Origin of the sequence: Actinomadura sp. GTD37 (genome assembly GCF_041951365.1) — a bacterium.
Classification (GTDB): Bacteria; Actinomycetota; Actinomycetes; order Streptosporangiales; family Streptosporangiaceae; genus Spirillospora.
This window is the reverse complement of record NZ_JBGNUS010000002.1, coordinates 447,324-472,734: the sequence shown is the minus strand read 5'-3', so window position 1 is coordinate 472,734 and position 25,411 is coordinate 447,324. Positions and strand designations below refer to the sequence as shown.

The following is a 25,411-nucleotide window of genomic DNA, read 5'->3' as shown; positions in this document are numbered from 1 at the left end:
ACCAGATAACGGGCAAGTGCTTTACCCCAGGTCGTCATGTCCGTCACATCTCCCGCTGCGCGGCCCAGGAGGCGTGCAGGTCGGCGTAGACGCCGGGTTCGGCGACGAGCCGCGCGTGCGGGCCGCGCTGGACGATGCGCCCCGCCTCGAACACGATCACCTCGTCGGCCGCCTCGGCGGTGGACAGGCGGTGCGCGATGGCGACCGCGGTGCGGCCGCGCGTGACGCCGTCCAGGGCCCGCTGGATGCGGACCTCGGTGGCCGGGTCGACGGCCGAGGTCGCCTCGTCCAGGACGAGGAGGTCCGGGTCGGCGATGTAGGCGCGGGCGAGCGCGACGAGCTGCCGCTCGCCGGCCGACAGGGACTCGCCGCGCTGCCCGACCGGCGTGCCGAGGCCCTGCGGGAGGCCGTCCAGCCAGTCGGCGAGGCCCAGCTCGGTGAGCGCGAGGACGAGGTCCCCGTCGGACGCGCCGGGTCTCCCGTAGCGGATGTTGTCGCCGAGGGACGCGTCGAACAGGAACCCGTCCTGCGGCACCATCACGATCCGCTCCCGCAGGGACGAGAAGCGGACGTCCGTCAGCGGCACCCCGTCCACGAGGACGCGGCCCGAGACGGGGTCCATGAGGCGGGTGAGGAGCTTGGCGAACGTCGTCTTCCCCGACCCGGTCTGGCCGACGATCGCCACGCGGCTGCGCGGCGCGATGCCCGCGGTCACGTCGTGCAGGACGCGCGGGCCGCCCGGGTAGGCGAACCCCACCGACTCGAACCGCACCTCGATCGGGCCGCGCGGCAGCGTCCGGCCCGCGTCGCCCGGGTCGGCGACGTCCGGGGCGGTGTCCAGCACGCCGAGCACGCGGCGCCAGCCGGCGATCGCGTTCTGCGCCTCGTTCAGGACCTCGGTGGCCGTCTGCATCGGGCTGACGAACAGGGTGACGAGGAACAGGAACGCGACCAGCCGCCCGGCCGACACCTCGCCCGCGATGCCGAGCAGGGTGCCCGCGATGACGACGGCGGCCGTCGCCAGGGCGGCCACCAGCTCGCTGACCGGGAACGTCAGCGAGACCATCGCCTGCGCGCGGGTCTGCGCCGACCGGTAGGCCTCCACGGTCTCGTCCACCCGGCGGCCGGTGCGCTCCTCGGCGGCGTACGCGCGGATGACCGGCGCGCCCACGACCGACTCGCCGACCGCGGCGAGCAGGTCGCCCATGCGCTCGCGCACCCGGAAGTAGGCCGCCGACAGGATCCGCTGGAAGCGGCGCAGCGCGAACGCCAGCGGCAGGAACGCGACCCACACCAGCAGCGCCAGCTGCCACGAGTAGACGAGCATCAGCACGCTCGCCACGAGCAGCTGCCCGATCGACACGATGAACATCAGCCCGCCGGACTGCATGAACTGGCTGATCTGGTCGACGTCGCTCGTCACCCGCGACACCAGCGCGCCCCGCCGCTCCCCGCTCTGGGTGAGCATCGACAGGTCGTGGACGTGCCGGAACGCCTTCACCCGCAGCGCCGCGAGGCCGCCCTCGGACGTCCGGTAGAGCCGCACGTTCATCAGGTACGCGCACACGGCCGTCACCAGCACGGCGGCCGCGCACAGCAGCACCGCCGTCCGGATGAAGGCGATGTCGGGGCCGCCGGCGCGGCCGAGCCCCTTGTCGATCGTCTGCTGGACGGCGATCGGCACCACCACGCGGCCCGCCGTGGACACCACCGCGAGCGCGATCGTCCCGGCGAGTCCCGCGCCGAACTCCGGGGTGAGCCGCAGCCCCCGCTTGAGCGTGCTGATCGCGCCCTCGGTCGTCGACGCGGTGTCCAGGCCGTTCAGAGCCGTCATGCCAGTGCCCCCTCGCCGCCCTCGACGGCCTCCTGCTCCGCCTCGGCACGCTCGTAGGCGTTGACGAGGTTGCGGTAGCCCTCCGACCTGTCCAGCAGGTCCGTGTGCGCGCCGCGCGCGACGACGCGGCCGTGCTCCATGTAGACGACCTCGTCGGCCAGCGCGATCGTGGCCTTGCGGTAGGCGACGACCACGACGGTCGCGCCGCCCGCCTCGCCGGACTGCGCCTCCCGCAGGCTCTGCAGGATGCGCGCCTCGACCTGCGGGTCCACGCTGGACGTCGCGTCGTCCATGACGAGCAGCCGGGGCCGCCGCACCACCGCGCGGGCCAGCGCGAGCCGCTGCCGCTGCCCGCCCGACAGCGTCGCGCCGCGCTCGCCCACCAGCGCGTCGAGGCCGGCGGGGAGCGCCGCGACGAACCCCTCGGCCTGGGCGAGGCGGAGCGCCTCCCAGACCCGCTCGTCCGGCACGTCCAGGCCGAGCGTCACGTTGCCGCGCACGGTGTCGTCGAACAGGAACGTCTGCTGCGGGACGAGCGCCGCCGTCGCCGCGATCCCGCCGCGCCGGACGTCGCGCAGGTCGACGCCGTCCAGCAGGACGGAGCCGTCCGCCGGGTCGACCAGCCGGACCAGCAGCGAGGTCAGCGTCGACTTGCCGGAGCCGGTCGGGCCGACCACCGCGATCGTCCGGCCCGGGGACGCGGCGAACGACACGTCGTGCAGGACGTGCCGCTCCGCCTCGGTCCCGTAGGCGAACCGGACCTCGCGGACCTCCAGCTCGGTCGCCTCGCCGGAGCCGCCCACCGCGCCGTCCCCGTACGGGAGGGAGCCGCTCGCGTCCAGCACGCCGCGGACCCGCTCCCACCCGACGATGCTGCGCGGCACCTCGCCGAGCACCCAGCCGAGCGCCCGGATCGGCCACGACAGCAGCGTGAACAGGTACGCGACGTTCACCAGGTCGCCCGGAGACATCGCGCCCGACCGCAGCCGCAGCGACCCGATCAGCAGGACGGCGAGGACGCCGAGGTTCGGCAGCGCCTCCAGCACCGGGTCGAACAGCCCGCGGATCCGGCCGACCGCGATGTTGGCGTCCCGCAGCGCCTCCGCGCGCTCCTGGAACCGCCGGGTCTCGGCCGCCTCCCGGCCGAGGGTCTTGACCACCAGGCCGCCCTCGAAGCTCTCGTGCGCCACCTCGCTGACCTCGGCGCGCAGCTGCTGCGCGCGGGTCGCCACCGGCGACAGCCGCCGCTGGTACACGATGTTGATCAGCGCGACGGCCGGGAAGACCAGGAAGCCGACCGCGGCCACCACCACGTCCGTCGCCAGGATCGACACCGCCGAGATCAGCAGCATGAACACCACGCCGACCGCCATCGGCAGCGGCGCGATCGGCGCCCACACCGCCTCCACGTCGGCGTTGGCGTTCGACAGCAGCTGCCCGGTCGGGTGCCGGTGGTGCCAGGCCAGCGGCAGCCGCAGGTACTGCCGGGTCACCGCGCGGCGGTAGGACGCCTGCATCCGGTACTGCATGAGGCCCGCGTAGAACCGGCGCCCCGCGACGCCGAGCGCCTTCAGCAGCGCCACCGCCATGACGAGCGCGGCGGCGCCGGCCAGCGCCCCGGCCGTCGTGCGCCCCGACTCGAACGCCGGCAGGACGACCTCCTCGGTCGCCCAGCCCAGCACCCGCGCGGTCGCCACGGTCATCGCCGCGTACAGGGCGCTGGCGAGCACCGACACGGTGAACACCCGCGGCTCGGCCTTGACCGCGACCCACAGCACGGCCATGCCCTCCCTCAGCACATGGGGGCTGACGCGTCTGGACGCAGGTGGCACGGCGACTCCTCGATCACGGCGGTGCCCGGGACGCGCCCCCGCGACGGGGATGAGGGAACCCACGGGCCTGCACATTGCCTACCATCCGGGCACGGCGCTTATTCCCGGGCATCCCGGCACCGCCTACGATCGGATGATGATCACACCCGAGGGCGGTCCGGCCGGTCCCGGCCCCGTCCGGCGCGAGCGGCTGCTGCTCGCCGCCGCGCTGGCGGAGGCGGGGCCGGACGCGCCCACGAAATGCGCCGGCTGGAGCGCCCGCGATCTGGCCGCCCATCTGGTCGTCCGGGAGAACCGCCCCGACGCCGCCCCGGGAATACTGCTGTCCCCGCTGTCCTCCTACACCGAGCGCGTCCGGCGGCGCACGGCGCGCGCCGTGCCGTTCGACCGGCTGGTGGAACGGTTTCGGGACGGACCGGCGAAGTTCTCCCCGTACGCGCTTCCGGGAGTCGACAAAAACGCGAACGGTGTCGAGTTCTTTGTGCACCATGAGGACGTCCTGCGGGCGCGTCCCGACTGGGAGCGCCGGGACATCTCGCCGGAACTCGGGGAAGTGCTCTGGCGACGGATAAGAATTGCCCGCTTTGTCCTAAGAAAAGTTCAGGTCGAGGTCACGCTGGTGCAACCGGACGGCCGCGCGCTCCGCGTGTCCGGCCGCGGCCGCGGCGCACCCCGGAACGCGCGCGGAGCCGTGCGCGTGCACGGCCCCGTCGGCGAACTCGTCCTGTGGGCACTGGGCCGCCGGGACGTCGCGGACGTCCGACTCACCGGGGACACGGACGCTGTCAAGAGCCTGACCGAGACCGGTTGGAGTCTTTAACGGGCAGGTAACGGCATGGTTCACCGGAAGGAGAATCACGTGCCTTGCGGCTCCTCCGCTTTGCGCGGAACCGGTGATACTGTGGCCCCGTCGGTTGCAGTCGTGGTTCTCGATCGTGCAGACGCCCGCGGACTGATGGCAGCGGGCGTTTTGGCTTTTCCGGGACCGTACCGGGAGGCGAGAGCGTTCCGCAGCGACCGCGCGGGCCCGCGAGGTGTGGGCCCAGGTTTTGCCGCAAGGAGAAAGACATGCCCCAGCAGGGCACCGTGAAGTGGTTCAACGCCGAGAAGGGCTTCGGATTCATCGCCGTAGACGGCGGCGGTCCCGACGTCTTCGTGCACTACTCGGCCATCCAGTCCTCCGGATACCGCACGCTGGACGAGAACCAGCGCGTCCAGTTCGAAGTGACGCAGGGTAACCGGGGTCCGCAGGCCGACCAGGTCGTCCCCCTGTAACACCCGCAGTCGTACGTCCGGGCCCGTTCCCTCCGCCGGGGAGCGGGCCCTTTCGTTTCCCCCGGGGGGCCGTTCGCGGGGCGCCGGGCGCCCCATAAACTTCCGGCATGTCCGTACCAGCGTCCCACCTGGATCCGAAGATCGCGGAGCGGCTGAAGCGCGATCCGAACGGTCTCGTGCCCGCCATCGCCCAGCAGTACGACACCGGCGAGGTGCTCATGCTCGGCTGGATGGACGACGAGGCCCTGCACCGCACGCTCACCACCGGCCGCTGCACCTACTGGTCGCGCAGCCGGCGGGAGTACTGGGTGAAGGGCGAGAGCTCCGGCCACCAGCAGTGGGTCAAGTCCGTCGCGCTGGACTGCGACGCCGACGCCGTCCTCGTGCAGGTCGACCAGGTCGGCGGCGCCTGCCACACCGGCGACCGCACCTGCTGGGACGCCGACGTCCTCGACGCCGCCGTCGGGGAACGCCCCGAGCCGGTCTCATGACGCCCGGGCGCGAACGCGGCCTGGCGGCGCTGCTGTGCGCCGCCGGCGCGGGTCTCGCCCTGCTCGCCGCCGGGCGCACCTGGGCCGCCGTCAAGGCCGAGGACGCCATCACCCCGTTCACCCAGGCCCTCACCGGCGGCGACCTCGGCGGCGCGCCGGGCGCCCTCGGCTGGGCCGGCCTCGCCGGGCTCGCCGCCCTGTTCGCCACCCGCGGCCGTGTGCGCGCGGGCGTCGGCGTCCTCATCGCCCTGTTCGGCGCCGGGATCGCCTACGCCTCGGCCGCCGCCGTCCAGCGCCCGAACGTGCTGTCCGCCGCCGGCGACAAGAGCGCCCTGCTGAAACTCGGCGCCGACCCCGCCCTGGACGTCAACCTGTGGTGGATGGTCTCCGTCACCGGCGGCGTCCTGCTGGCCGTCGCCGGGATCGTCACCGCCGTCCGCGGCGCCCGCTGGCCCGGCATGTCGTCCCGCTACGAGCGGGCGGGCACGCCCGGCCCCGCCGCGCCCGCGCCCGCCGCGCCGGACGACCCGTCCGCCATGTGGCGCTCCCTCGACCGCGGCGAGGACCCGACCGCCGCCCGCGACGAGCGGGCATGACCGCCGACGGCGGCGGACTCGTGCTCGTGGCCGAGCACGACCCCGCCGTCGCCGAACTGCAGCGCCGCTACCTCGCCCGGGAGGGCTACGACGTCGAGATCGAGGCCGACCCGGCCCGCGCGCCCGCCGCGGCCGAGCGCACCCGCCCCGACGTCGTCGTCCTCGACCTGTCCACCGCCGCGCTGCCCGCCGACCTCTACCGCCGCGTCGCCGACGCCGCCCGCCCCGCCCCCGTCGTCGCCGTCACCGGCCCCCTCGACCCCGCCGTCGCCCGCACGCTCGGCGCCCACCGCGTCGACCGCCCGTTCGGCCCCCGCGTCCTGGTCGGCGCCGTCGCCGAGGCCCTCCGCCGCGGCACACCCGCAGGCGCCGCCCCCGGCACCCCCGCCCCTCTGCGCGCCGGCTCGATCGCCCTGGACCCCCACGACCGCACCGCCGTCACGGGCGACCGCCGCGTCACCCTCACCGTCACCGAATTCGACCTCCTCGAATTCCTCATGGCCAACCCGGGCCGCGTCTTCACCCGCGAACAACTCCTAGACGCCGCCTGGGGCCCCGGCGCCGGCGCCGGAAGCCGCACGGTGGACGTCCACGTAGCCCAACTCCGCGCCAAACTCGGCGAAGGCAGCCCCATAAGAACCGTCCGAGGCATCGGCTACGTCCTAGACCGGGGAGACGTTTGACCCAGGGGGGCGACCCCCTGGAACCCCCGTTGCGACGCAGGCGATCCTCACGCCGCTGTTGCGGTCTGTCCTGCCCGTGCGGGTGTGTGTGGCGTCGCTGCGGTCGCCTGCGTCGGCGGGCATGCCCGCTGCGCTCGCTGGCGCTCGCTCCGCGTGCCTGCCCGTGGCCGCCGGCTGAGGTCAATACGGGCTGCGCTCGCTCGCGCTCGCCCCTGCTCCGCCGGTCGAGGTCGGTACCGGCTGCGCTCGCTGCGCGTGCCTGCCCGTGCTCTGCCGGCTCGGCTGTGCTGGCTGCGCGTGCCTGCCCATATGTTTCGGGGGCTGAGCTTCGTGTCCCGACGCCGGGGGTCGGGGTGCCGGGGCGGGGTCGCTTATCGTGGGCGGTGTGACTCGGCTGGGTGTTCCTTCGCATGTGCACGAGACGTCGCCGCGCGGGGGGATGCGGGGGCTGCTGCCGCAGGCGGCGGTGCTCGGGGGCGTGGTCGCGGGGTCGCTGGCCGTGGCGCTCCGGGGCGATCCGAACGAGGCGGGTCACTATCCGGGCTGCCCGTTCCTGATGATGACCGGCTTCTACTGCCCCGGCTGCGGCATGACGCGCCTCGTCTACGCCCTGACCCACGGGGACGTGGGCGCCGCCTTCGGGCTCAACCCGCTCCTGTTCGTGATGCTGCCGGTCTTCGGCTACCTCTACGTGCGGTGGACGGTCAGGACGGTGCAAGGGCTACCGATGCGCACCGTGCTCTTCAAGCAGCCGGTGGTGTACTCGTTCCTGGGACTGGTGATCGTCTACTGGGTCGTCCGCAATCTGCCCTTCGCCCACGCCCTAGCCCCCTGACCCCATCCTCGGTGGTTGAACCTCAGCCGGCGGCCACGGGCAGGCACGCGGAGCGAGCGCAAGCGAGCGCAGCGGGCATGCCCGCCGACGCAGGCGACCGCAGCGACGCCACACACACCAGCACAGGCAAGACAGACCGCAACAGCGGCGTGAGGATCGCCTGCGTCGTGACGGGGGTTCCAGGGGGTCGCCCCCCTGGGCAAACAACGCAACGGGGGTTCCAGGGGGTCGCCCCCCTGGGCAAGCACAGCCTGCGTCGCAACGGGGGGTCGGGGGGTCGCCCCCCCGGTAGATATAGTGCACGGAACGACCTGAAATAGGGGGCCTGGGACCTTGAGCGTTTTGGACGAGATCATCGAGGGCGTCCGGGCCGATCTCGCCGACAGGCAGCGCGAGGTCCCGCTCGGCGCCCTCAAGGAGCAGGCGGCGGGCGCCCCGGCGCCGCGGGATGCGCTGGCGGCGCTGCGCGGCCCGGGTGTCTCGGTCATCGCGGAGGTCAAGCGCAGCAGTCCGTCGAAGGGCGCGCTCGCCGCGATCGCCGATCCCGCGGCGCTGGCCCGCGACTACGAGGCCGGCGGCGCCAAGGTGATCAGTGTGCTGACGGAGCGGCGCCGGTTCGGCGGCAGTCTCGTCGATCTCGCGGACGTCCGCGCCAATGTGGGCGTCTCCGTCCTGCGCAAGGACTTCATCGTGACCTCCTACCAGTTGTGGGAGGCGCGTGCGGCGGGCGCCGACATGGCGCTGCTGATCGTGGCGGCGCTGCCGCAGGACGCCCTGGTGTCGCTGATCGAGCGGGCCGAGTCGATCGGGCTGGTCCCGCTCGTCGAGGCGCACACCGAGGAGGAGGCGGCGCGGGCCGTGGAGGCGGGCGCCAAGGTCGTCGGCGTGAACGCCCGGGACCTGCGCACCCTGAAGGTCGACCGGGGGGTGTTCGCCCGGGTCGCGCCCACGATCCCCAAGGACGTCGTGAAGATCGCGGAGTCGGGGGTGCGGGGGCCGCACGACCTGCTCGCGTACGCGAGCAGCGGCGCCGACGCGGTGCTGGTGGGGGAGAGCCTGGTCATCGGCCGGGATCCGCGCGCCGCGGTCGCCGACCTGGTCGCCGCCGGGGCCCACCCGGCGCTGCGGCAGAGCGGCTGAGCGGGCCGACTGGATAAGGTGAGGGCATGCAGGTCGAACCGCTCCGGGAGCGATGGCGGGGCTAGTCCGCGCCCCAGTTGACCCGATCGGCCACATCTCCCACGACAGGACCAGTTTTCCCATGACCATGGACACCGCCGCGCGCGGTGCTGGAGCCGTACCCGACGCCACCGGCCACTTCGGCCGCTTCGGCGGCCGGTTCGCGCCCGAGGCGCTGATGGCGGCGCTGGACGAGCTGACCCGCGAGTTCGAGGCCGCCCAGCGCGACCCCGGCTTCACGGCGGAGCTCGACGACCTCCTCGTCAACTACGCGGGGCGTCCCAGCCTGCTGACGGAGGCGAAGCGCTTCGCCGGGCACGCGGGCGGCGCCCGCGTGCTGCTGAAGCGCGAGGACCTCAACCACACCGGCTCCCACAAGATCAACAATGTGCTGGGCCAGGCGCTGCTCACCCGCCGGATGGGCAAGTCGCGGCTCATCGCCGAGACCGGCGCCGGGCAGCACGGCGTCGCGACCGCCACCGCGGCCGCCCTCCTCGACCTGACCTGCACCGTCTACATGGGCGAGGTCGACACCGAGCGGCAGGCCCTCAACGTCGCCCGGATGCGGATGCTGGGCGCCGAGGTGATCCCGGTGCGGACCGGCAGCCGCACCCTCAAGGACGCCTGCAACGAGGCGTTCCGCGACTGGGTCGCCACCGTCGACGACACCCACTACTGCATCGGGTCCGTGATGGGCCCGCACCCGTTCCCGATGATGGTCCGCGACTTCCAGCGCATCATCGGCGTGGAGGCGCGCCGGCAGTGCGTCGAGATGACCGGGGCCCTGCCGGACGCGGTCGTCGCCTGCGTCGGCGGCGGCTCCAACGCGATCGGCACCTTCCACGCCTTCGTCCCGGACGAGTCCGTCCGGCTGTACGGGTTCGAGGCGGGCGGCGACGGCGTCGCGTCCGGCAAGCACGCCGCGACCCTGGTCGGCGGCTCGCTCGGCGTCATCCACGGCATGCGGACCTACCTGCTCCAGGACGACGACGGCCAGACCCTCGAAACCCACTCGATCTCCGCCGGGCTCGACTATCCGGGCGTCGGCCCCGAGCATTCGTGGCTGCACGACACCGGCCGCGCCGAGTACCGCGAGATCACCGACGCGGACGCGATGGACGCGTTCGCGCTGCTGTGCCGCACCGAGGGCATCATCCCGGCGATCGAGTCCGCGCACGCGCTCGCCGGCGCGCTCAAGGTCGGCCGGGAGCTGGGCCCGGACGCCACGATCCTCGTGTGCCTGTCCGGACGCGGCGACAAGGACATGCACACGGCCGCCTCGTTCTTCGGCCTGATGCCGGAGGGTGAGGGCCAGTGAGCGTCCGGACCGCCTACGACAAGGCGAAGGCCGAGGGGCGGGCCGCGCTCGTCGGCTACCTGCCCGCCGGGTTCCCGACGGTCGACGGCGCCATCGAGACCGCGAAGACCATGGTCGACGCCGGCTGCGACGCCATCGAGATCGGCCTGCCCTACACCGACCCGATGATGGACGGCCCCACCATCCAGGACGCCGTCCACCAGGCCCTCGTCGGCGGCGCCCGCGTCGCCGACGTGTTCACCACGGTCGAGGCCGTCGCCGCCGCCGGCGTCCCCGTCCTCGTCATGACGTACTGGAACCCCGTCGACCGCTACGGCGCCGGCCGGTTCGCCCGCGACCTCGCGTCCGCCGGCGGGTCGGGGCTGATCACTCCCGACCTCACGCCCGAGGAGGGCGGCGAGTGGCTGGAGGCGGCCGAGGAGCACGACCTCGACCGGGTGTTCCTCGTCGCGCTCAGCTCCACCGACGAGCGCATCGAGACGATCACCGGGGCGTGCCGCGGCTTCGTGTACGCGGCGTCGCTGATGGGCGTCACCGGCGCCCGCTCCGCCCTCGACACCGGCGCGCCGCGCCTGGTCGAGCGGACCCGCGCGGTCATCGACAAGGGCGGCGCCGGGCTGCCCGTGGGGCTCGGGCTCGGCGTCGGCACCGGCGCGCAGGCCGCCGAGGTCGCCGGCTTCGCCGACGGCGTGATCGTCGGGTCGGCGTTCATCCGCCGCGTCCTGGACGCGCCCGACCTCGGGTCCGGGCTGGCCGCCGTCAGGTCGCTCACCGAGGAGCTGGCGGCGGGCGTGCGCGCCGCCCGCTGAGCACATTCCGGACAGGCCGGTGCGGCCCGCGCGGAACGCGGAAAAACGTCCGTCCGCGCGGGCTTTGCCCGCCGCCGGGAACTCCGGCCGGGCCCCGCCGAGTTCATGCTTGTGGTACCGCCGCTCTCCAATAGGGTGTGATCGCCGGCCGTGCCGGCGGAGGCGGTCCCGGAAGGATCACGATGACGCAAGAGATGACGGCCGAGAACCGGGCCGGCGCGGTGCCCCCGCCGCCGCCCGCGTGGTTCCAGATCGCCGCCTGGCTGCTGACGCTCGGCGGGCTCGGGATCTCCGTCTATCTGACGATCAGCCACTACGACGAGGGCGCGCTGGTGTGCTCGGCGACCTCGACGATCGACTGCCACGCGGTCACCACGAGCGACTACTCCAGCCTGCTCGGCATCCCGATGCCGCTGCTCGGCCTGGCGTTCTTCGTGGGTTTCGCCGCGCTGCTGACGCCGTGGGCGCTGCGCTCGACGTGGCCGCCGCTGCGCTGGGGGCGGGTGGCGGCCGTCTCGGTGGGCGTGCTGTTCGTCGTCTACCTGGTCACCGTCGAGCTGGCGGTCCTGCACAAGATCTGCCTGTGGTGCACCGGGGTCCACGCCGTCACCGTCCTGCTGTTCCTCCTCGTCCTGGCCGACGAATTCCGACGGATCGGTCAGGTCGACTAATCTCGCCGATACCGCGCCGCGCGACGGCGGCGCCGGGTCCGCACGCATAGGAGAACCAATGAGCAAGGCCGCACGAGAGCGGTCCGCGAGGGAGCGCCTGGCCGCCGAGCGCAAGCGGCAGGCGGCGCGGGACAAGCAGCGGCGGCTGCTCGCCATCGTCCTCGGATCCGTGGTGGCGGTGGCGCTGGTCGTGGTCGCGGCCGTCATCGTCATCGACCAGAAGAACAAGAACGGCCGGGCCGAGGTCCACAAGGGCGCGCTGGCCCCGCTCAGCCGCCAGGACGACGGCTCCATCGTGATGGCCAAGGCCGGGGTGGCCAAGCCGGAGCTGGAGATCTTCGAGGACTTCCAGTGCCCGATCTGCAAGCAGTTCGAGGAGGCCACCGGCGAGACGGTGGAGAAGCTGGCGCTGGACGGCAAGGTCAAGGTCGTCTACCGGCCGTTCCACCTGTTCGGCCAGCAGAAGGACCCGGTCAAGATCAACTCGCTGCGCTCGGCCGAGGCGGCGCTGTGCGTCCCGGCCGACAAGTGGATCTCCTACCATGACGCGCTGTTCAAGTTCCAGCCCGCCGAGGGCTCGGAGGGCTTCTCGCCCGACGACCTCGTGAAGTGGGGCAAGGACGTCGGCGTCACCGACGCCGGCTTCGAGAAGTGCGTCCGGGACGAGCAGAAGAAGTCCACGGTCGACGCGATGACGAACTACGCGCTGCAGCAGCGCGGCGTCGACGGCACGCCGACGGTCTTCCTGAACGGGCAGAAGCTCGACCAGAGCCAGTTCATGAACCCGGCGGGGCTGCGGGCGACCATCGAGGCCGCCGGCGCGACCGGGAAGTGACCCCCTCCTCCGGCGCTTCCTGAGGACTCGCCCGCCCGTCACCGCTACGCTCGTGCTAGCTCAAGAGCACGCAGCGTGGCGATCGGGGGATCGATGAGCGAGCAGGGCAGGGAACCGTCCGCGCGGCGGCGCCTCGCGGACGAGCGGGTACGGGCGGCGGCCCGGGGCCGGCGGCAGCGCGCGCTGCTGGTCGTCCTCGGCGCCGTCGCCTTGGCCGCGGTGGCGGTGGCCGCGGTCGTCGTGCTGACGTCCAGGGACGGCGGCGGACCCTCCATCGGCGACTACAAGGGCGCGCTCGCGCCCGCGACCCGGCAGCAGGACGGCTCGGTCGCGATGGCGAAACCGGGGGTGAACGAGCCCGTCCTCGACGTCTGGGAGGACTTCCAGTGCCCCGCGTGCAAGTCGATGGAGGAGCGGCTCGGCGGGACGATGAAGCAGCTCGCGGCGGAGGGTCGGCTGAAGGTCGTGTACCGGCCGTTCCAGCTGTTCCAGCAGGAGCCGCTGATGTCGAACTCGCGGCGCGCCGCGAACGCCGCCGCCTGCATGCCCGCCGACCACTGGGTGAAGTACCACGACCGGCTCTACGCCGAGCAGCCCGAGGAGGGCACGAAGGGGTTCTCCGCGCGGGACCTCGTCACGTGGGCCGCCGATCTCGGGGTGACCGACCCGTCCTTCACCGCCTGCGTCGACGGCGAGCAGAAGATGAAGACCGTGGACCAGGCGAGCGCCCAGGCGGGGAAGGCCGGCGTCGACGCCACCCCGTACCTGGCGCTGAACGGCAGGAAGGTCGGCGGCGACGTCCTCGGCTCGCCCGACGAGCTGAAGAAGGCCGTCGCGAAGGCGGCCGGGAGCGCGCCCGCGCCCGGCGGCACACGGTCGAGCGGCACCGCCGCCGGCGCGTCCGGCGGCACGCCGTAGGCAACGGCTTCGTACCGGTGCCGGAGAGGGCGCACGCCGCGCCCGGGAGGCGGTAACGTCAACGGTCATGCACCAGCTCGCCTACATCCCGAGTCCCTCACAGGGCGTCTGGCACCTCGGGCCCGTGCCGGTCCGCGCCTACGCCATCATGATCATTCTTGGCATCGTCGCCGCGGTATGGCTGGGTGAGCGGCGCTGGGCCGCCAAGGGCGGCACACCGGGCGTGATCGTCGACGTCGCCGTGTGGGCGGTTCCGTTCGGCCTGGTCGGCGGCCGGCTCTACCATGTGATCACCGACTACCAGCGCTATTTCGGGGCGGACGGCGACCCCGTCCGGGCGCTGGAGATCTGGAAGGGCGGCCTCGGCATCTGGGGCGCCGTCGCCCTCGGCGCGGTCGGCGCGATCATCGCCTGCCGGCGGCGCGGCATCTCGGTGCTGGCGCTCGGCGACGCGGTCGCGCCCGGCATCGTGCTGGCGCAGGGGATCGGCCGCTGGGGCAACTACTGGAACCAGGAGCTGTACGGCCGTCCGCTGGACGCCTTCTGGGCGCTGAAGATCGACGAGAACCACCGGCCGATGCTGGACGGCGGGCCCGCGCTCGATCCGAAGTACGCCGACGTCGCGACCTACCATCCGACGTTCCTGTACGAGGCGCTGTGGTGCGTCGGCGTCGCGGTCCTCGTCATCTGGGCCGACCGGCGCTACAAGCTGACGCACGGCCGCGCGTTCTTCCTCTACGTCGCGGCCTACACGCTCGGCCGCGGCTGGATCGAGGCCCTGCGCATCGACGACGCCCACCACGTCCTCGGCCTGCGGCTGAACGACTGGACGTCGATCGTCGTGTTCCTCGGCGCGGTCGCCTACCTGTACCTGGCGCGGAACCGCACCGGGCCGGAGAGCGTCGGCGCGCCCGCCGAAGCGGCCCCCGGCGACCCCGGCGCGGCCGGGTCCGCGAGCCGCGCGGAGGAAGAGCCGAAGGCCGGGGCGGAAGCGGCGGACGGCGCCGAACCCGCCGAGGACGCTCAGGACGCCGAAGGGCCCGCGGACGAGGAGACCCGCCCCGAGTCCGCCGACGCGACGGCCGCGGACGAACCGGAGGCGCACTCCGCAGAGACCGAAGCGGCGGAGGACGCCCCCGAGGACACCGCCCCCAAGGACACCGCCCCCGAGGACGCCGGAGAGCCCGAGCCCGCTGCGGAGCGGGAGCCCGAGTCCGCGGCAGCGCCGGAGCCCGAGCCGGCGGCCGAGACGGAGAACGGCGCGGGGAAGGGCGGCGCCGCCGCCGAGTCCGCGCGGGCGAAGACGGGGGAACCGGTCCCCGACGGGAAGTAGGAAACGGCGAGGGTGTCGGACCCAGGCGAGATGACCAGTGAGAAGACCGGCGTGACGTCGGAGCACCACCACCGGCACCGCGACGTCACCGGGGGCTGGCTGCGCCCCGCGGTGTTCGGCGCGATGGACGGGCTCGTGTCCAACTTCGCGCTGATCGCGGGCGTCGCGGGCGGCCAGGCGAGCCAGAAGGTCGTCCTGCTGGCCGGGCTGGCGGGCCTGGCGGCGGGCGCGTTCTCCATGGCGGCGGGGGAGTACATCTCCGTCGCCTCCCAGTCGGAGCTGGCGGAGGCCGAGATCGAGGTGGAGCGGCTGGAGCTCCGCCGGCACCCGGTCGCCGAGGAGCGCGAGCTGGCCGAGGTCTTCGAGGCGCGCGGCGTGGACCCGGAAACGGCCGCCGAGGTCGCCCGGCAGCTGTCCCGCGACCCGGAGGAGGCCCTGGAGGTGCACACCAGGGAGGAGCTCGGGGTGACGCCCGGCGAGCTGCCCTCGCCGCTGCTGGCGGCCGGCTCGTCGTTCCTGTCGTTCGCGATCGGCGCGGTCCTGCCGGTGCTGCCGTACCTGATGGGCGCCACCTCGCTGTGGCCGGCGGCGATCGTCGCTGCGCTCGGCCTGTTCCTCGCCGGGGCGCTGGTGGCGCGGATCACCACCCGTCCCTGGTGGTTCGGCGGGGCGCGCCAGCTGCTGTTCGGCGCCGCCGCAGCCGTGATCACCTACGCCGTCGGCGCGCTGATCGGGGCCAACGGCCTGTAGCCCCGGGAATCTGGACGAAAAGCCCTTTTGGGCGCGCGGCGGCGGCCCGGACCGCTAAGCTCCGGGGCGTGATCGAGGCTCGTGACTCAGGTTCCGCCGAGGCCGCGCAGAGCGGCCGCGGGCAGGACTTCTGGCCGGAGGACAAGCCCGGCCGCAGGCTCCCCCGTCCGAAGCTGCTGCTCGCCGCCGCCGCCGCGCTGGTCGCGGTGATCGTCGCGGTCGTGGCCGTGCTCCTGCTGACCGGCGGGGGCGAGGAGGGGGCCGCGGCGAAGACGGCGGTCCCGACGGCCTACACGCCGGACTACCTCGGCGAGGGCTTCGCCCAGATCGCGGCCCGGACCGCCGACTCCCGCGCGGTCACCGAGGGCGAGGCGTTCGGCGGCAAGGACCTGAAGACCGGCAAGTACGCGTTCACGCTCGCCGCGTCCAAGCTGGCGAACGACTGCAAGTCCGGCACGTGGGGCGCCCGCCTCCAGGGCGACCTCGCCAAGTACCAGTGCAGCCAGCTCGCCCGCGCCGCGTACGTGAGCTCCGACAAGAAGCACGTCGGCCAGTTCGTCGTGCTCAACATGGCGACCGAGGACGGCGTCAAGCAGATCCTGCGCGACCTGGACCCGGCGACCGGCGCCGGCTGGGTGACGCCGCTGAAGGCGCCGGGCGTCCCGGCGTTCGGGCAGGGGTTCAGCGCCGCCTACGCCAAGACCTACGGCCACTACGCCGTGATCACGTGGGTGGAGCGGGCCGGCGGCGCGCAGCCCGCCTCGCTCAACGAGATGATCGATGTGAGCCTCGTCATCGAGAACGCCGCCGACTTCCTCTACGGGCGGCTCGACCTGGCCGCCGCCGGAAGGGCCGGGCAGTGATCGGACCGGTTGCGGGCGTGTCACCGGCCGGCGGGCAGTAGTCTGCGCGCCCGTGGACCCCGATGAACCCCGCCGCGGCGGCCGCGGCCGAGCGCCGGTGAGCCGCCAGGGGGGCGGCAGGCCGAGCCCCCGCAGGACGGCGCGCGCCCGCGCCGGCGGCCCCCGCCGCGGCACGCCACCGCGCCGCCCCGCTCCCCGCCGCGACCGCCCCGCCCCGCCGCCACCGCCGTCGTACGACGAGGCGCCCTACGAGGGCGAGTTGTACGGGGACGCCCAGTACGGCGATGCCCAGTACGGGGACGCCCAGTACGGGGACCCCTACGACTCCGGTCCGCCCGCAGGGCCGGGCGGCAAGCGGCCGAAGGGGCAGGGCAAGGCGAAGCGGCCCGGCAAGGCGAAGCGGCCCGCCAAGGCGAGGAAGTCCGCCAAGGCGAAGGACGAGGCCGGGTCCGGCGTGCTCGGGCCGAGGCTGTACTTCGGCGCCGCGGCCGTCCTGGGCCTGCTCGTGCTGCTCGGCGCCGGGGCCGTGGTCGCGCTCCGGGGCGGGGACGGCGACGGCCCGCCACCCGCCGCCGCGGCCCGGATCGGCACCCCTGCCGGGAACGGTCCGTCGCCCGTCTCGTACTCCAGTTCGCCCTCGACGTCGGCGTACGGCGGCATCGCCGCCCGCAGCGCGGACCCCGAGCCGCTCACGATCGGGGAGGCGTTCCCGGCGGAGGCGGCGGCGCTGCCGGTCCCGGGCGGGAAGGTCAGGGTGAAGCTGCGCGCCAAGCGCCTCGACGGCGACTGCGCCGCCGCCGTGTGGGGCGGTTCCGTGGGCGCCGAGCTGGGCAGGGGCGGCTGCACCCAGGCGGCGCGGGGCGTCTACGCCGACACCGGGCGCGGTTACGCGCTGGCCGTGGCGGTGTTCAACCTGAACGCCTCGGCGGACGCGGACCGGTTCGTCGGGAAGCTGGAGCACACGATCGGCGCGGGCTTCGTCCTGCCGCTGGCGGCCCCCCGTCCGCTGGACGGTTTCGGGCGCGGCTTCGGCATGGCGCGCGGCCTCGCGATGGGCCATTTCGCGGTGGTCTCGTGGGCGCAGCGGCTGGACGGCAAGGGCGACGAGACCGACGAGACGCTGCTGTCGCTGCTGATCGAGGGCGGGAAGTCCCCGGCGGTGCTCGGCCGCGCGGCCCGCGCGTCCGACTAGTCCCGGCCGGTGTCCGGTCAACACCCGGTTACGGGAATATTTCGGTAGGTCACCGGACTTTCACCGTAAACATCGCGTCTCGGTGATGATTTTCACCGGGCCGGGTGCGGAGCCGGGCCGGGGCGAGCCGCTAGCCTAGGTCTAGACCAATTCGAGATGACGCACCGGCGGTCTCCGCGGATTAAGTTTCGCGATCTGGTGCAGTCGGGCATGATCCCGGCAGTGATGTAATGTCATCTCACCGCAGCAGGGCCAACGTCGTCCCACGACTGCACTGACATCGAAGCAGTGACACGAGACGACGACGGGAGGGTTGATGGCCCCGGCTGCCTTCACACCTGCTGCCCGCGTACAGGGCCGCCCTGCGACACAGGGGCTGTACGATCCGGCCAACGAGCACGACGCCTGCGGCGTCGGCATGGTCGCCGACCTGCACGGCCGCAAGAGCCACGACATCGTCGAGAACGCCCTGACCGTACTGAAGAACCTCGACCACCGCGGCGCGGTGGGCGCGGAGCCGGACGACGGCGACGGCGTCGGCATCCTCGTCCAGCTCCCGGACGCGTTCTTCCGGGAGGTCTGCGACTTCCCGCTGCCCGAGGCGGGCGGCTACGCGGCCGGCATCGCGTTCCTGCCCGCGGACGGCGACGAGCGCGCCGCCGCGGTCGCGCACGTGGAGACGCTCTGCGTGCAGGAGGGGCTGACGGTCCTCGGGTGGCGCGAGCTGCCGCACGACCCGGACTTCACCGGGCCCGCCGCGCGGCGCGTCATGCCGCACTTCGCGCAGCTGTTCATCGCCCCCGCCGCCGGGGGCCCGCACGCGGGCACGACCGGCCTGGAGCTGGACCGCGTCGTGTTCTGCATGCGCGAGCGTGCCGAGCAGGACGTCCGGGTGTACTTCCCGAGCCTGTCCAGCCGGACGATCGTCTACAAGGGGATGCTGACGACCCCGCAGCTGGAGCCGTTCTTCCCCGACCTGTCGGACCGCCGCTTCACCAGCGCGATCGCCCTGGTGCACTCGCGGTTCTCGACCAACACGTTCCCCGCCTGGGAGCTGGCCCACCCGTACCGGTTCATCGCCCACAACGGCGAGATCAACACGGTGAAGGGCAACCGGAACTGGATGCGGGCCCGCGAGGCGCTGCTGAAGTCCGACCTGCTCCCCGGCGACCTCTCCCGGATCTTCCCGGTGATCGACATCGAGGCGTCCGACACCGCCTCGTTCGACGAGTGCCTGGAGCTGCTGCACCTCGGCGGCCGGTCGCTGCCGCACGCGGTGCTGATGATGATCCCGGAGGCGTGGGAGAACCACACCGAGATGGACCAGGCCCGCCGGGCCTTCTACGAGTTCCACTCCACGCTGATGGAGGCGTGGGACGGCCCCGCCAGCGTCAGCTTCACCGACGGCACCGTGGTCGGCGCCGTCCTGGACCGCAACGGGCTGCGTCCCGGCCGGTACTGGGTGACCGAGGACGGCCTGGTCGTGCTGGCCAGCGAGGCGGGCGTGCTCGACATCCCGGCGAGCAAGGTGGTCCGCAAGGGCCGGCTGCAGCCCGGCAAGATCTTCCTCGTGGACACCGCCGCGGGGCGGATCGTCGAGGACGACGAGGTCAAGGCCGAGCTGGCCGCCGAGCACCCGTACGGCGAGTGGCTGCACGAGGGCCTGGTCCGGTTCGAGGAGCTGCCGCAGCGCGAGCGGGAGATCCCGACCCACGAGACGCTGGTCAAGCGGCAGCAGACGTTCGGCTACACGCTCGAAGAGCAGCGGATCATCCTGTCGCCGATGGCGAAGAACGGCGCCGAGCCGATCGGGTCGATGGGCACCGACACGCCGATCGCGGTGCTGTCGGAGCGCCCGCGGCTGCTGTTCGACTACTTCAAGCAGCTGTTCGCGCAGGTCACGAACCCGCCGCTGGACGCGATCCGCGAGGAGCTCGTGACCTCGCTGCAGTCCACGCTCGGCCCGGAGGGCAACCTCCTCGCGCCCGGCCCGGACTCGTGCCGCCGCCTCGTCCTGCCCACCCCGATCCTGGACAACGACGAGCTGTCCAAGATCATCCACATCGACGACGAGGGGTCGCTGCCGCACCTGCACGCCCACGTCGTGCAGGGCCTGTACGAGGTGTCCGGCGGGGGAGAGGCCCTGGAGGTGCGCCTGGAGGAGATCAACTCCGAGGTGAGCCGGGCCATCGGCGCGGGCGCCCGCATCATCGTGCTGTCGGACCGCGGCGCCGACTCGGCCCGCGCGGCGATCCCGTCGCTGCTGCTGACCGGCGCCGTCCACCACCACCTGATCCGGGAGAAGACCCGCACGCGGGTCGGCCTGGTGGTCGAGACGGGCGAGGCCCGCGAGTGCCACCACATGGCGCTGCTCATCGGGTACGGCGCGTCCGCGATCAACCCGTACCTGGCGATCGAGACCGTCGAGGACCTCGTCCGCGGCGGCGCCATCGAGGGCCCGACCCCGGGGGAGGCCGTCCGGAACCTGGTGAAGGCGTACGGCAAGGGCGTCCTGAAGGTCATGTCGAAGATGGGCGTGTCCACGGTCGCGTCCTACACCGGCGCGCAGATCTTCGAGGCGATCGGCCTCGGCGAGGACGTCGTGTCCCGCTGCTTCACCGGGACCACGTCCCGGCTCGGCGGCGTCGGCTTCGACGTGCTGGCCCGCGAGGTCGCGCAGCGGCACGCCCGCGCCTACCCGCCGGGCGGCAACGACCTCGCGCACCGCACCCTGGAGGTCGGCGGCGAGTACCAGTGGCGCCGCGAGGGCGAGCCGCACCTGTTCGACCCGGACACGGTGTTCAAGCTCCAGCACGCCACCCGCACCCGCCGCTACGAGATCTTCAAGGAGTACACCTCCACGGTCGACTCGCAGGCCGAGAGGCTGATGACCCTCCGCGGGCTGTTCCGGCTCAAGGAGGGCGACCGGGAGCCGGTGCCGATCGACGAGGTCGAGCCGGTGTCGGAGATCGTCAAGCGGTTCTCCACGGGCGCCATGTCGTACGGCTCCATCTCCGCCGAGGCGCACGAGACCCTCGCGATCGCGATGAACCGCCTCGGCGGCAAGTCGAACACGGGCGAGGGCGGCGAGGATCCGTCCCGGTTCACCCCGGACGAGAACGGCGACCTGCGGCGCAGCGCGATCAAGCAGGTCGCGTCCGGGCGGTTCGGCGTCACCTCGGACTACCTCACCAACTCCGACGACATCCAGATCAAGATGGCGCAGGGCGCCAAGCCCGGCGAGGGCGGGCAGCTGCCCGGCCACAAGGTGTACCCGTGGATCGCCAAGACCCGGCACTCCACGCCGGGCGTCGGCCTCATCTCGCCGCCGCCGCACCACGACATCTACTCCATCGAGGACCTGGCGCAGCTCATCCACGACCTGAAGAACGCCAACCCTGCGGCGCGCGTGCACGTCAAGCTCGTCGCCGAGGTCGGGGTCGGCACGGTCGCGGCGGGGGTGTCCAAGGCGCACGCCGACGTGGTCCTCATCTCCGGGCACGACGGCGGGACGGGCGCGTCCCCGCTGACGTCGCTGAAGCACGCCGGCGCGCCCTGGGAGCTGGGCCTCGCCGAGACGCAGCAGACGCTGCTGCTGAACGGGCTGCGCGACCGCATCGTCGTGCAGGCCGACGGGCAGATGAAGACCGGCCGGGACGTCGTCGTCGCGGCGCTGCTCGGCGCCGAGGAGTACGGTTTCGCGACCGCTCCGCTGGTGGTGTCGGGCTGCGTCATGATGCGGGTCTGCCACCTGGACACCTGCCCGGTCGGCGTCGCCACCCAGAACCCGGTGCTGCGGCAGCGGTTCTCCGGCAAGCCGGAGTTCGTCGTCAACTTCTTCGAGTTCATCGCCGAGGAGGTCCGCGAGTACCTGGCGGCCCTCGGGTTCCGCACGCTGGACGAGGCGATCGGGCGCGTCGAGATGATCGACACCCGCGAGGCCGTCGAGCACTGGAAGGCGTCCGGCCTGGACCTGGCCCCCATCCTGCACGCCCCCGAGCTGGCGGACGGCGCGTCGCTGCGCCGCACCGCCGAGCAGGACCACGGGCTGGAGAAGGCCCTCGACAACACGCTGATCCAGCTCGCCGAGGGCGCGATCGCGTTCGGCGACGCGGTGAAGCTGGAACTGCCGATCCGCAACGTCAACCGGACGGTCGGCACCATGCTCGGCCACGAGGTGACGAAGAAGCAGGGCGGCGCGGGCCTGCCCGACGACACGATCGACGTCGCCTTCACCGGCTCGGCGGGCAACTCGTTCGGCGCGTTCGTGCCGCGCGGCGTCACGCTGCGGCTCGTCGGCGACGCCAACGACTACGTCGGCAAGGGCCTGTCCGGCGGGCGGGTGACGCTGCGTCCCCCGGCGGACGCCGCGTTCGCGGCCGAGGAGCAGATCATCGGCGGGAACGTCATCCTGTACGGCGCCACCTCCGGCGAGCTGTTCGCGCGCGGGGTCGTCGGCGAGCGGTTCTGCGTCCGCAACTCCGGCGCCACCGCCGTCGTCGAGGGCGTGGGCGACCACGCCTGCGAGTACATGACCGGCGGCCGCGCCGTCATCCTCGGCCGGACGGGGCGCAACGTCGCGGCCGGCATGTCCGGCGGCGTCGCCTACGTCCTGGACCTGGTGCCCGAGCGCGTCAACGCCGAGATGGTCGACCTCGAACCGCTCGACCCCGGCGACGCGGAGTCCGTCCGCGCGCTCGTCGAGCGGCACCTGGCCGAGACCGGCTCGCAGGTCGCCCGGCGGCTGCTGGACGACTGGGACGCCGCCGCGGCCCGCTTCACCAAGATCATGCCGCGCGACTACCGGCGCGTCCTGGACGCCATGGCCCAGGCCGAGGCCGAGGGGCGCGACGTCGACGAGGCCGTCATGGCCGCGGCGCAGAGCTGAGAGAGGGGGACTTCCATGGCTGACCCGAAGGGTTTCCTCACCGTCCGGCGGGAGCTCCCGAAGCGCCGCCCGGTCGACGTCCGGATCAAGAGCTGGTCCGAGGTCTACGAGGACTTCGGCAAGGACCGCCTGGAGAAGCAGGCGAGCCGCTGCATGGACTGCGGCATCCCGTTCTGCCACCAGGGCTGCCCGCTCGGCAACCTCATCCCCGAGTGGAACGACCTCGTCTACCGCAAGGACTGGCACGAGGCCGTCGAGCGGCTGCACGCCACCAACAACTTCCCGGAGTTCACCGGGAGGCTGTGCCCCGCCCCGTGCGAGAGCGCCTGCGTCCTCGGCATCAACCAGGACCCGGTGGCGATCAAGCGGGTCGAGGTCGAGATCATCGACCGGGCGTTCGCGGAGGGCTGGGTGCGCCCCCGGCCGCCCGCGGTGAAGACCGGCAGGAGGGTCGCCGTGGTCGGCTCCGGGCCCGCGGGCCTCGCCGCCGCGCAGCAGCTCACCCGCGCCGGCCACGACGTCACGGTGTACGAGCGCGCCGACCGCGTCGGCGGCCTGCTGCGCTACGGCATCCCCGAGTTCAAGATGGAGAAGCGGCACCTCGACCGGCGCCTCGCCCAGATGCGCGCCGAGGGCACGACCTTCAAGACCTCGGTGAACATCGGCGTCGACATCACCGCCGAGGAGCTGCGCGCGTCCCACGACGCCGTCGTCCTCGCCGGCGGCGCCACCGCCTGGCGCGACCTGCCCGTCCCGGGCCGGGAGCTGAAGGGCGTCCACCAGGCGATGGAGTACCTGCCGCCGTCCAACAAGGTGCAGGAGGGCGACTACGAGGAGTCGCCGATCTCGGCGAAGGGCAAGCACGTCGTCGTCATCGGCGGCGGCGACACCGGCGCCGACTGCATCGGCACCGCGATCCGGCAGGGCGCCGCGTCCGTCACCCAGCTGGAGATCATGCCGCGCCCGCCGGAGTCCCGGCCGGACGCCCAGCCGTGGCCGACGTACCCGGTGCTGTTCAAGGTGGAGAGCGCCCACGAGGAGCTCGCCGGCATGGGCGGCGACCGCGTCTACGCCGTGTCCACGACCGGGTTCGCGGGCGACGCGGACGGCAACGTCCGCGCGCTGAAGCTGGTGGAGGTCGGCGGCCCGGAGACCCGGTTCGCGCCGGTCGAGGGCACCGAGCGGGAGATCCCCGCCGAGCTGGTCACCCTGGCGATGGGCTTCCTCGGCCCGCAGCGCGAGGGCCTGCTGGAGCAGCTCGGCGTCGAGCTGGACCAGCGCGGCGACGTGGTCCGCGACGGCGACTACCGGACGTCCGCGGACGGCGTGTACGCCGCGGGCGACATGGGCCGCGGCCAGTCCCTGATCGTCTGGGCGATCGCCGAGGGACGCGCCGCCGCGCACGGCGTCGACGCCTTCCTCACCGGCCGCACCGACCTGCCGTACCCGATCCCGCCGACGGCGCGCCCGATCGCCTGACCGGAACGTGGAGCGGCGCGAGGCCCCGGGGCGGCGACCGCCCCGGGGCCTCCGCTTCGGCGACGTCGACGAGCGCCCTGCGCGGACTCGGAGACCGCGCACCGGTCCCTGGAGGCGCTGCTCGGCTCGCGGCCGACCGTCCCGCCCGAGGCGGTCCGAGGCGCGGCCGTCACGCCTCGACGGCGGGGCCGAGTTCGCGGAGGACGTCCACGAGCCGCTCCACGTCGGCCTTCGTCGTCCGCCAGTTCAGCGGTGCGGGGCGGAACACCGTCATGCCCCGGTAGGTGCTCGTCCCCGCGTAGACGCGGCCGTCGGCGAGGAGCGCCTCGCCCAGCCGCGCGTTCAGCCCGTCGAGCCGCTCCACGGGGACGCCCTCCGGCCGGTACCGGAAGCACGCGACGCACAGCCGCACCGGCGCGAGCAGCTCCAGGTCGGGCGCCGCCTCGACGAGACCGCCCAGGTGGGCGGCGACGTCGAGGTGGCGCTCCACCATCTCCCGGTAGCCGTCCCGGCCGTAGGCGCGCAGCGTCGCCCAGATCGGCAGCGCCCGCGCCCGCCGCGACGACTCCGGGCCCAGCATGTTGTAGTTGATCCGCTCGTCGTCGGCCTCCGGCAGGTACGCCGCGCCCCACGCCCCGAACGCGCGGCTCAGCCACCCCGCGTCCCGGACGAACGAGAACCCGCTCTCGTACGGGACGTTCAGCCACTTGTGGCCGTCCGCCGTCACCGAGTCGGCCCGCTCCACCCCGCGCGCGAGGGGCGCGGTCCGGGGGCTCAGCGCGGCGAACAGGCCGAACGCGCCGTCCACGTGGAGCCAGGCGCCGTGCCGCTCCGCGAGGTCGGCGAGGTCCGCGATCGGGTCGGAGTCGCCGGTGTTGACCTCGCCGAGGTTCGCCACGATCACCGCCCGCCCGCCGGCCAGGGCGAGCGCCTCGTCCATCGCCGCGAGATCGACGCGTCCGGCGTCGTCGCGGGAGAACGTGCGCAGCGTGTCCCGCCCGCAGCCCAGGGTCTGCAGCGCCTTCCGGGTGCTGACGTGCACCAGCCCGCTGCTGAACACGGGCATGACCGGCAGGCCCGCCAGGCCCCGCGACGTGACGTCCACGCCGTACCCGTCCGCCCACCAGGACCGCGCGCACGCCAGGCCCGCCACGTGCGCGAGCGTCGCGCTCGGCGTCAGCACGCCCCCGAACGACGCGGGCAGCCCGAACAGCTCCTTCAGCCAGCGCAGCACGACGGTCTCCGCCCGCGCCGCGAGCGGCGACGTCGGCCACAGCCCGGCCGCCTGGTCGAGCAGCGACGCCGTCCAGTCGCCCGCCATCGCCGCCGGCGTCGACCCGCCCACCACGAAATGGAAGAACCGCGGCCCGGACGAGTGCGTCGCCGCCGCCGTCCCGATCCGGACCAGCCGCTCGACCGCGGCCACCGCGCCGTCTCCCGCGGCGGGCAGCGGGCCGTCCAGCTCGTCCAGGAGCGCGTCCTTCGCCCCGTCGTGGACGAGACGCTCCCGCAGGCTCGCCAGATAGGGCCCGGCCTCCCGCGCCACCACGGCGAGCGGTTCCCCGGCCCTGTCACGTTCGTCAAGCGGATCGCTCATGTCGGACAGCAGATCACAGCGGAAGGCCCCGCG

The 25,411-nt window shown here is 73.4% G+C and carries 21 protein-coding genes; 18 read left to right on the top strand and 3 right to left on the bottom strand.

What is annotated here, in order from left to right:
- Positions 1-43 precede the first annotated feature (43 nt).
- Together ACA511_RS16295 and ACA511_RS16290 are read right to left on the bottom strand one after the other, a co-directional pair.
- On the bottom strand, positions 44-1,834 hold the full coding sequence (locus tag ACA511_RS16295) for an ABC transporter ATP-binding protein (RefSeq protein WP_375025165.1): 1,791 nt from the start codon (positions 1,832-1,834) through the stop codon (positions 44-46).
- Complete coding sequence (locus ACA511_RS16290) at positions 1,831-3,618, bottom strand: ABC transporter ATP-binding protein (RefSeq protein WP_375025604.1); 1,788 nt, start codon at positions 3,616-3,618, stop codon at positions 1,831-1,833. The genes ACA511_RS16295 and ACA511_RS16290 overlap by 4 nt, the downstream gene beginning before the upstream one ends.
- Positions 3,619-3,802: 184 nt before the next feature.
- Here ACA511_RS16290 and ACA511_RS16285 point away from each other — a divergent pair, with 184 nt between their 5' ends.
- From ACA511_RS16285 to ACA511_RS16200, 18 genes are all read left to right on the top strand, one after another.
- Positions 3,803-4,486, top strand: coding sequence for a TIGR03085 family metal-binding protein (locus ACA511_RS16285; RefSeq protein WP_375025164.1), 684 nt, complete (start codon positions 3,803-3,805; stop codon positions 4,484-4,486).
- A gap of 248 nt (positions 4,487-4,734) precedes the next feature.
- Positions 4,735-4,941 (top strand): cold-shock protein, encoded by a 207-nt coding sequence (locus ACA511_RS16280; protein ID WP_018657218.1) that lies wholly within the window; start codon positions 4,735-4,737, stop codon positions 4,939-4,941.
- A 107-nt stretch (positions 4,942-5,048) separates the two neighbouring features.
- Positions 5,049-5,432, top strand: coding sequence for a phosphoribosyl-AMP cyclohydrolase (hisI, locus tag ACA511_RS16275; RefSeq protein ID WP_375025163.1), 384 nt, complete (start codon positions 5,049-5,051; stop codon positions 5,430-5,432).
- Entirely contained in the window at positions 5,429-6,028 is a 600-nt protein-coding gene (locus ACA511_RS16270; protein ID WP_375025162.1) for a Trp biosynthesis-associated membrane protein, read from the top strand. Before hisI ends, ACA511_RS16270 begins: the two co-directional genes overlap by 4 nt.
- Positions 6,025-6,711 carry a response regulator transcription factor gene (locus ACA511_RS16265; protein WP_375025161.1) on the top strand — a complete coding sequence of 229 codons (687 nt, stop codon included), beginning with the start codon at positions 6,025-6,027 and terminating at the stop codon, positions 6,709-6,711. The genes ACA511_RS16270 and ACA511_RS16265 overlap by 4 nt, the downstream gene beginning before the upstream one ends.
- A gap of 385 nt (positions 6,712-7,096) precedes the next feature.
- The gene (locus tag ACA511_RS16260; RefSeq protein ID WP_375025160.1) at positions 7,097-7,546 is read left to right on the top strand and encodes a DUF2752 domain-containing protein; all 450 of its coding nucleotides are present in this window, start codon (positions 7,097-7,099) and stop codon (positions 7,544-7,546) included.
- A gap of 333 nt (positions 7,547-7,879) precedes the next feature.
- Positions 7,880-8,686, top strand: a complete 807-nt coding sequence (trpC, locus tag ACA511_RS16255; protein WP_375025159.1) for an indole-3-glycerol phosphate synthase TrpC — start codon at positions 7,880-7,882, stop codon at positions 8,684-8,686.
- Positions 8,687-8,807: 121 nt separating this feature from the next.
- Positions 8,808-10,043, top strand: coding sequence for a tryptophan synthase subunit beta (trpB, locus tag ACA511_RS16250; RefSeq protein WP_375025158.1), 1,236 nt, complete (start codon positions 8,808-8,810; stop codon positions 10,041-10,043).
- A complete protein-coding gene (trpA, locus tag ACA511_RS16245) occupies positions 10,040-10,852 on the top strand; it encodes a tryptophan synthase subunit alpha (RefSeq protein WP_375025157.1) in 813 nt (270 codons plus the stop codon). The genes trpB and trpA overlap by 4 nt, the downstream gene beginning before the upstream one ends.
- A 182-nt stretch (positions 10,853-11,034) precedes the next feature.
- Positions 11,035-11,523 carry a vitamin K epoxide reductase family protein gene (locus tag ACA511_RS16240; RefSeq protein ID WP_375025156.1) on the top strand — a complete coding sequence of 163 codons (489 nt, stop codon included), beginning with the start codon at positions 11,035-11,037 and terminating at the stop codon, positions 11,521-11,523.
- A gap of 58 nt (positions 11,524-11,581) precedes the next feature.
- Positions 11,582-12,358, top strand: coding sequence for a DsbA family protein (locus ACA511_RS16235; RefSeq protein WP_375025155.1), 777 nt, complete (start codon positions 11,582-11,584; stop codon positions 12,356-12,358).
- 75 nt (positions 12,359-12,433) lie between these two features.
- Positions 12,434-13,276 (top strand): DsbA family protein, encoded by an 843-nt coding sequence (locus tag ACA511_RS16230; protein WP_375025154.1) that lies wholly within the window; start codon positions 12,434-12,436, stop codon positions 13,274-13,276.
- Between the two features lie 67 nt (positions 13,277-13,343).
- On the top strand, positions 13,344-14,609 hold the full coding sequence (gene lgt / locus ACA511_RS16225; RefSeq protein WP_375025153.1) for a prolipoprotein diacylglyceryl transferase: 1,266 nt from the start codon (positions 13,344-13,346) through the stop codon (positions 14,607-14,609).
- A 30-nt stretch (positions 14,610-14,639) separates the two neighbouring features.
- The gene (locus ACA511_RS16220) at positions 14,640-15,359 is read left to right on the top strand and encodes a VIT1/CCC1 transporter family protein (RefSeq protein ID WP_375025152.1); all 720 of its coding nucleotides are present in this window, start codon (positions 14,640-14,642) and stop codon (positions 15,357-15,359) included.
- A 68-nt stretch (positions 15,360-15,427) separates the two neighbouring features.
- Complete coding sequence (locus ACA511_RS16215) at positions 15,428-16,222, top strand: hypothetical protein (protein ID WP_375025151.1); 795 nt, start codon at positions 15,428-15,430, stop codon at positions 16,220-16,222.
- 97 nt (positions 16,223-16,319) lie between these two features.
- Positions 16,320-17,414 (top strand): hypothetical protein, encoded by a 1,095-nt coding sequence (locus tag ACA511_RS16210; RefSeq protein WP_375025150.1) that lies wholly within the window; start codon positions 16,320-16,322, stop codon positions 17,412-17,414.
- Positions 17,415-17,730: 316 nt separating this feature from the next.
- Positions 17,731-22,302, top strand: a complete 4,572-nt coding sequence (gltB, locus tag ACA511_RS16205) for a glutamate synthase large subunit (RefSeq protein ID WP_375025149.1) — start codon at positions 17,731-17,733, stop codon at positions 22,300-22,302.
- A 15-nt stretch (positions 22,303-22,317) separates the two neighbouring features.
- Positions 22,318-23,781, top strand: coding sequence for a glutamate synthase subunit beta (locus ACA511_RS16200; protein ID WP_375025148.1), 1,464 nt, complete (start codon positions 22,318-22,320; stop codon positions 23,779-23,781).
- 169 nt (positions 23,782-23,950) lie between these two features.
- On the opposite strand, the gene ACA511_RS16195 is transcribed toward ACA511_RS16200, so the two are convergent.
- Positions 23,951-25,378 carry a pyridoxal phosphate-dependent decarboxylase family protein gene (locus tag ACA511_RS16195; RefSeq protein WP_375025147.1) on the bottom strand — a complete coding sequence of 476 codons (1,428 nt, stop codon included), beginning with the start codon at positions 25,376-25,378 and terminating at the stop codon, positions 23,951-23,953.
- Positions 25,379-25,411 lie beyond the last annotated feature (33 nt).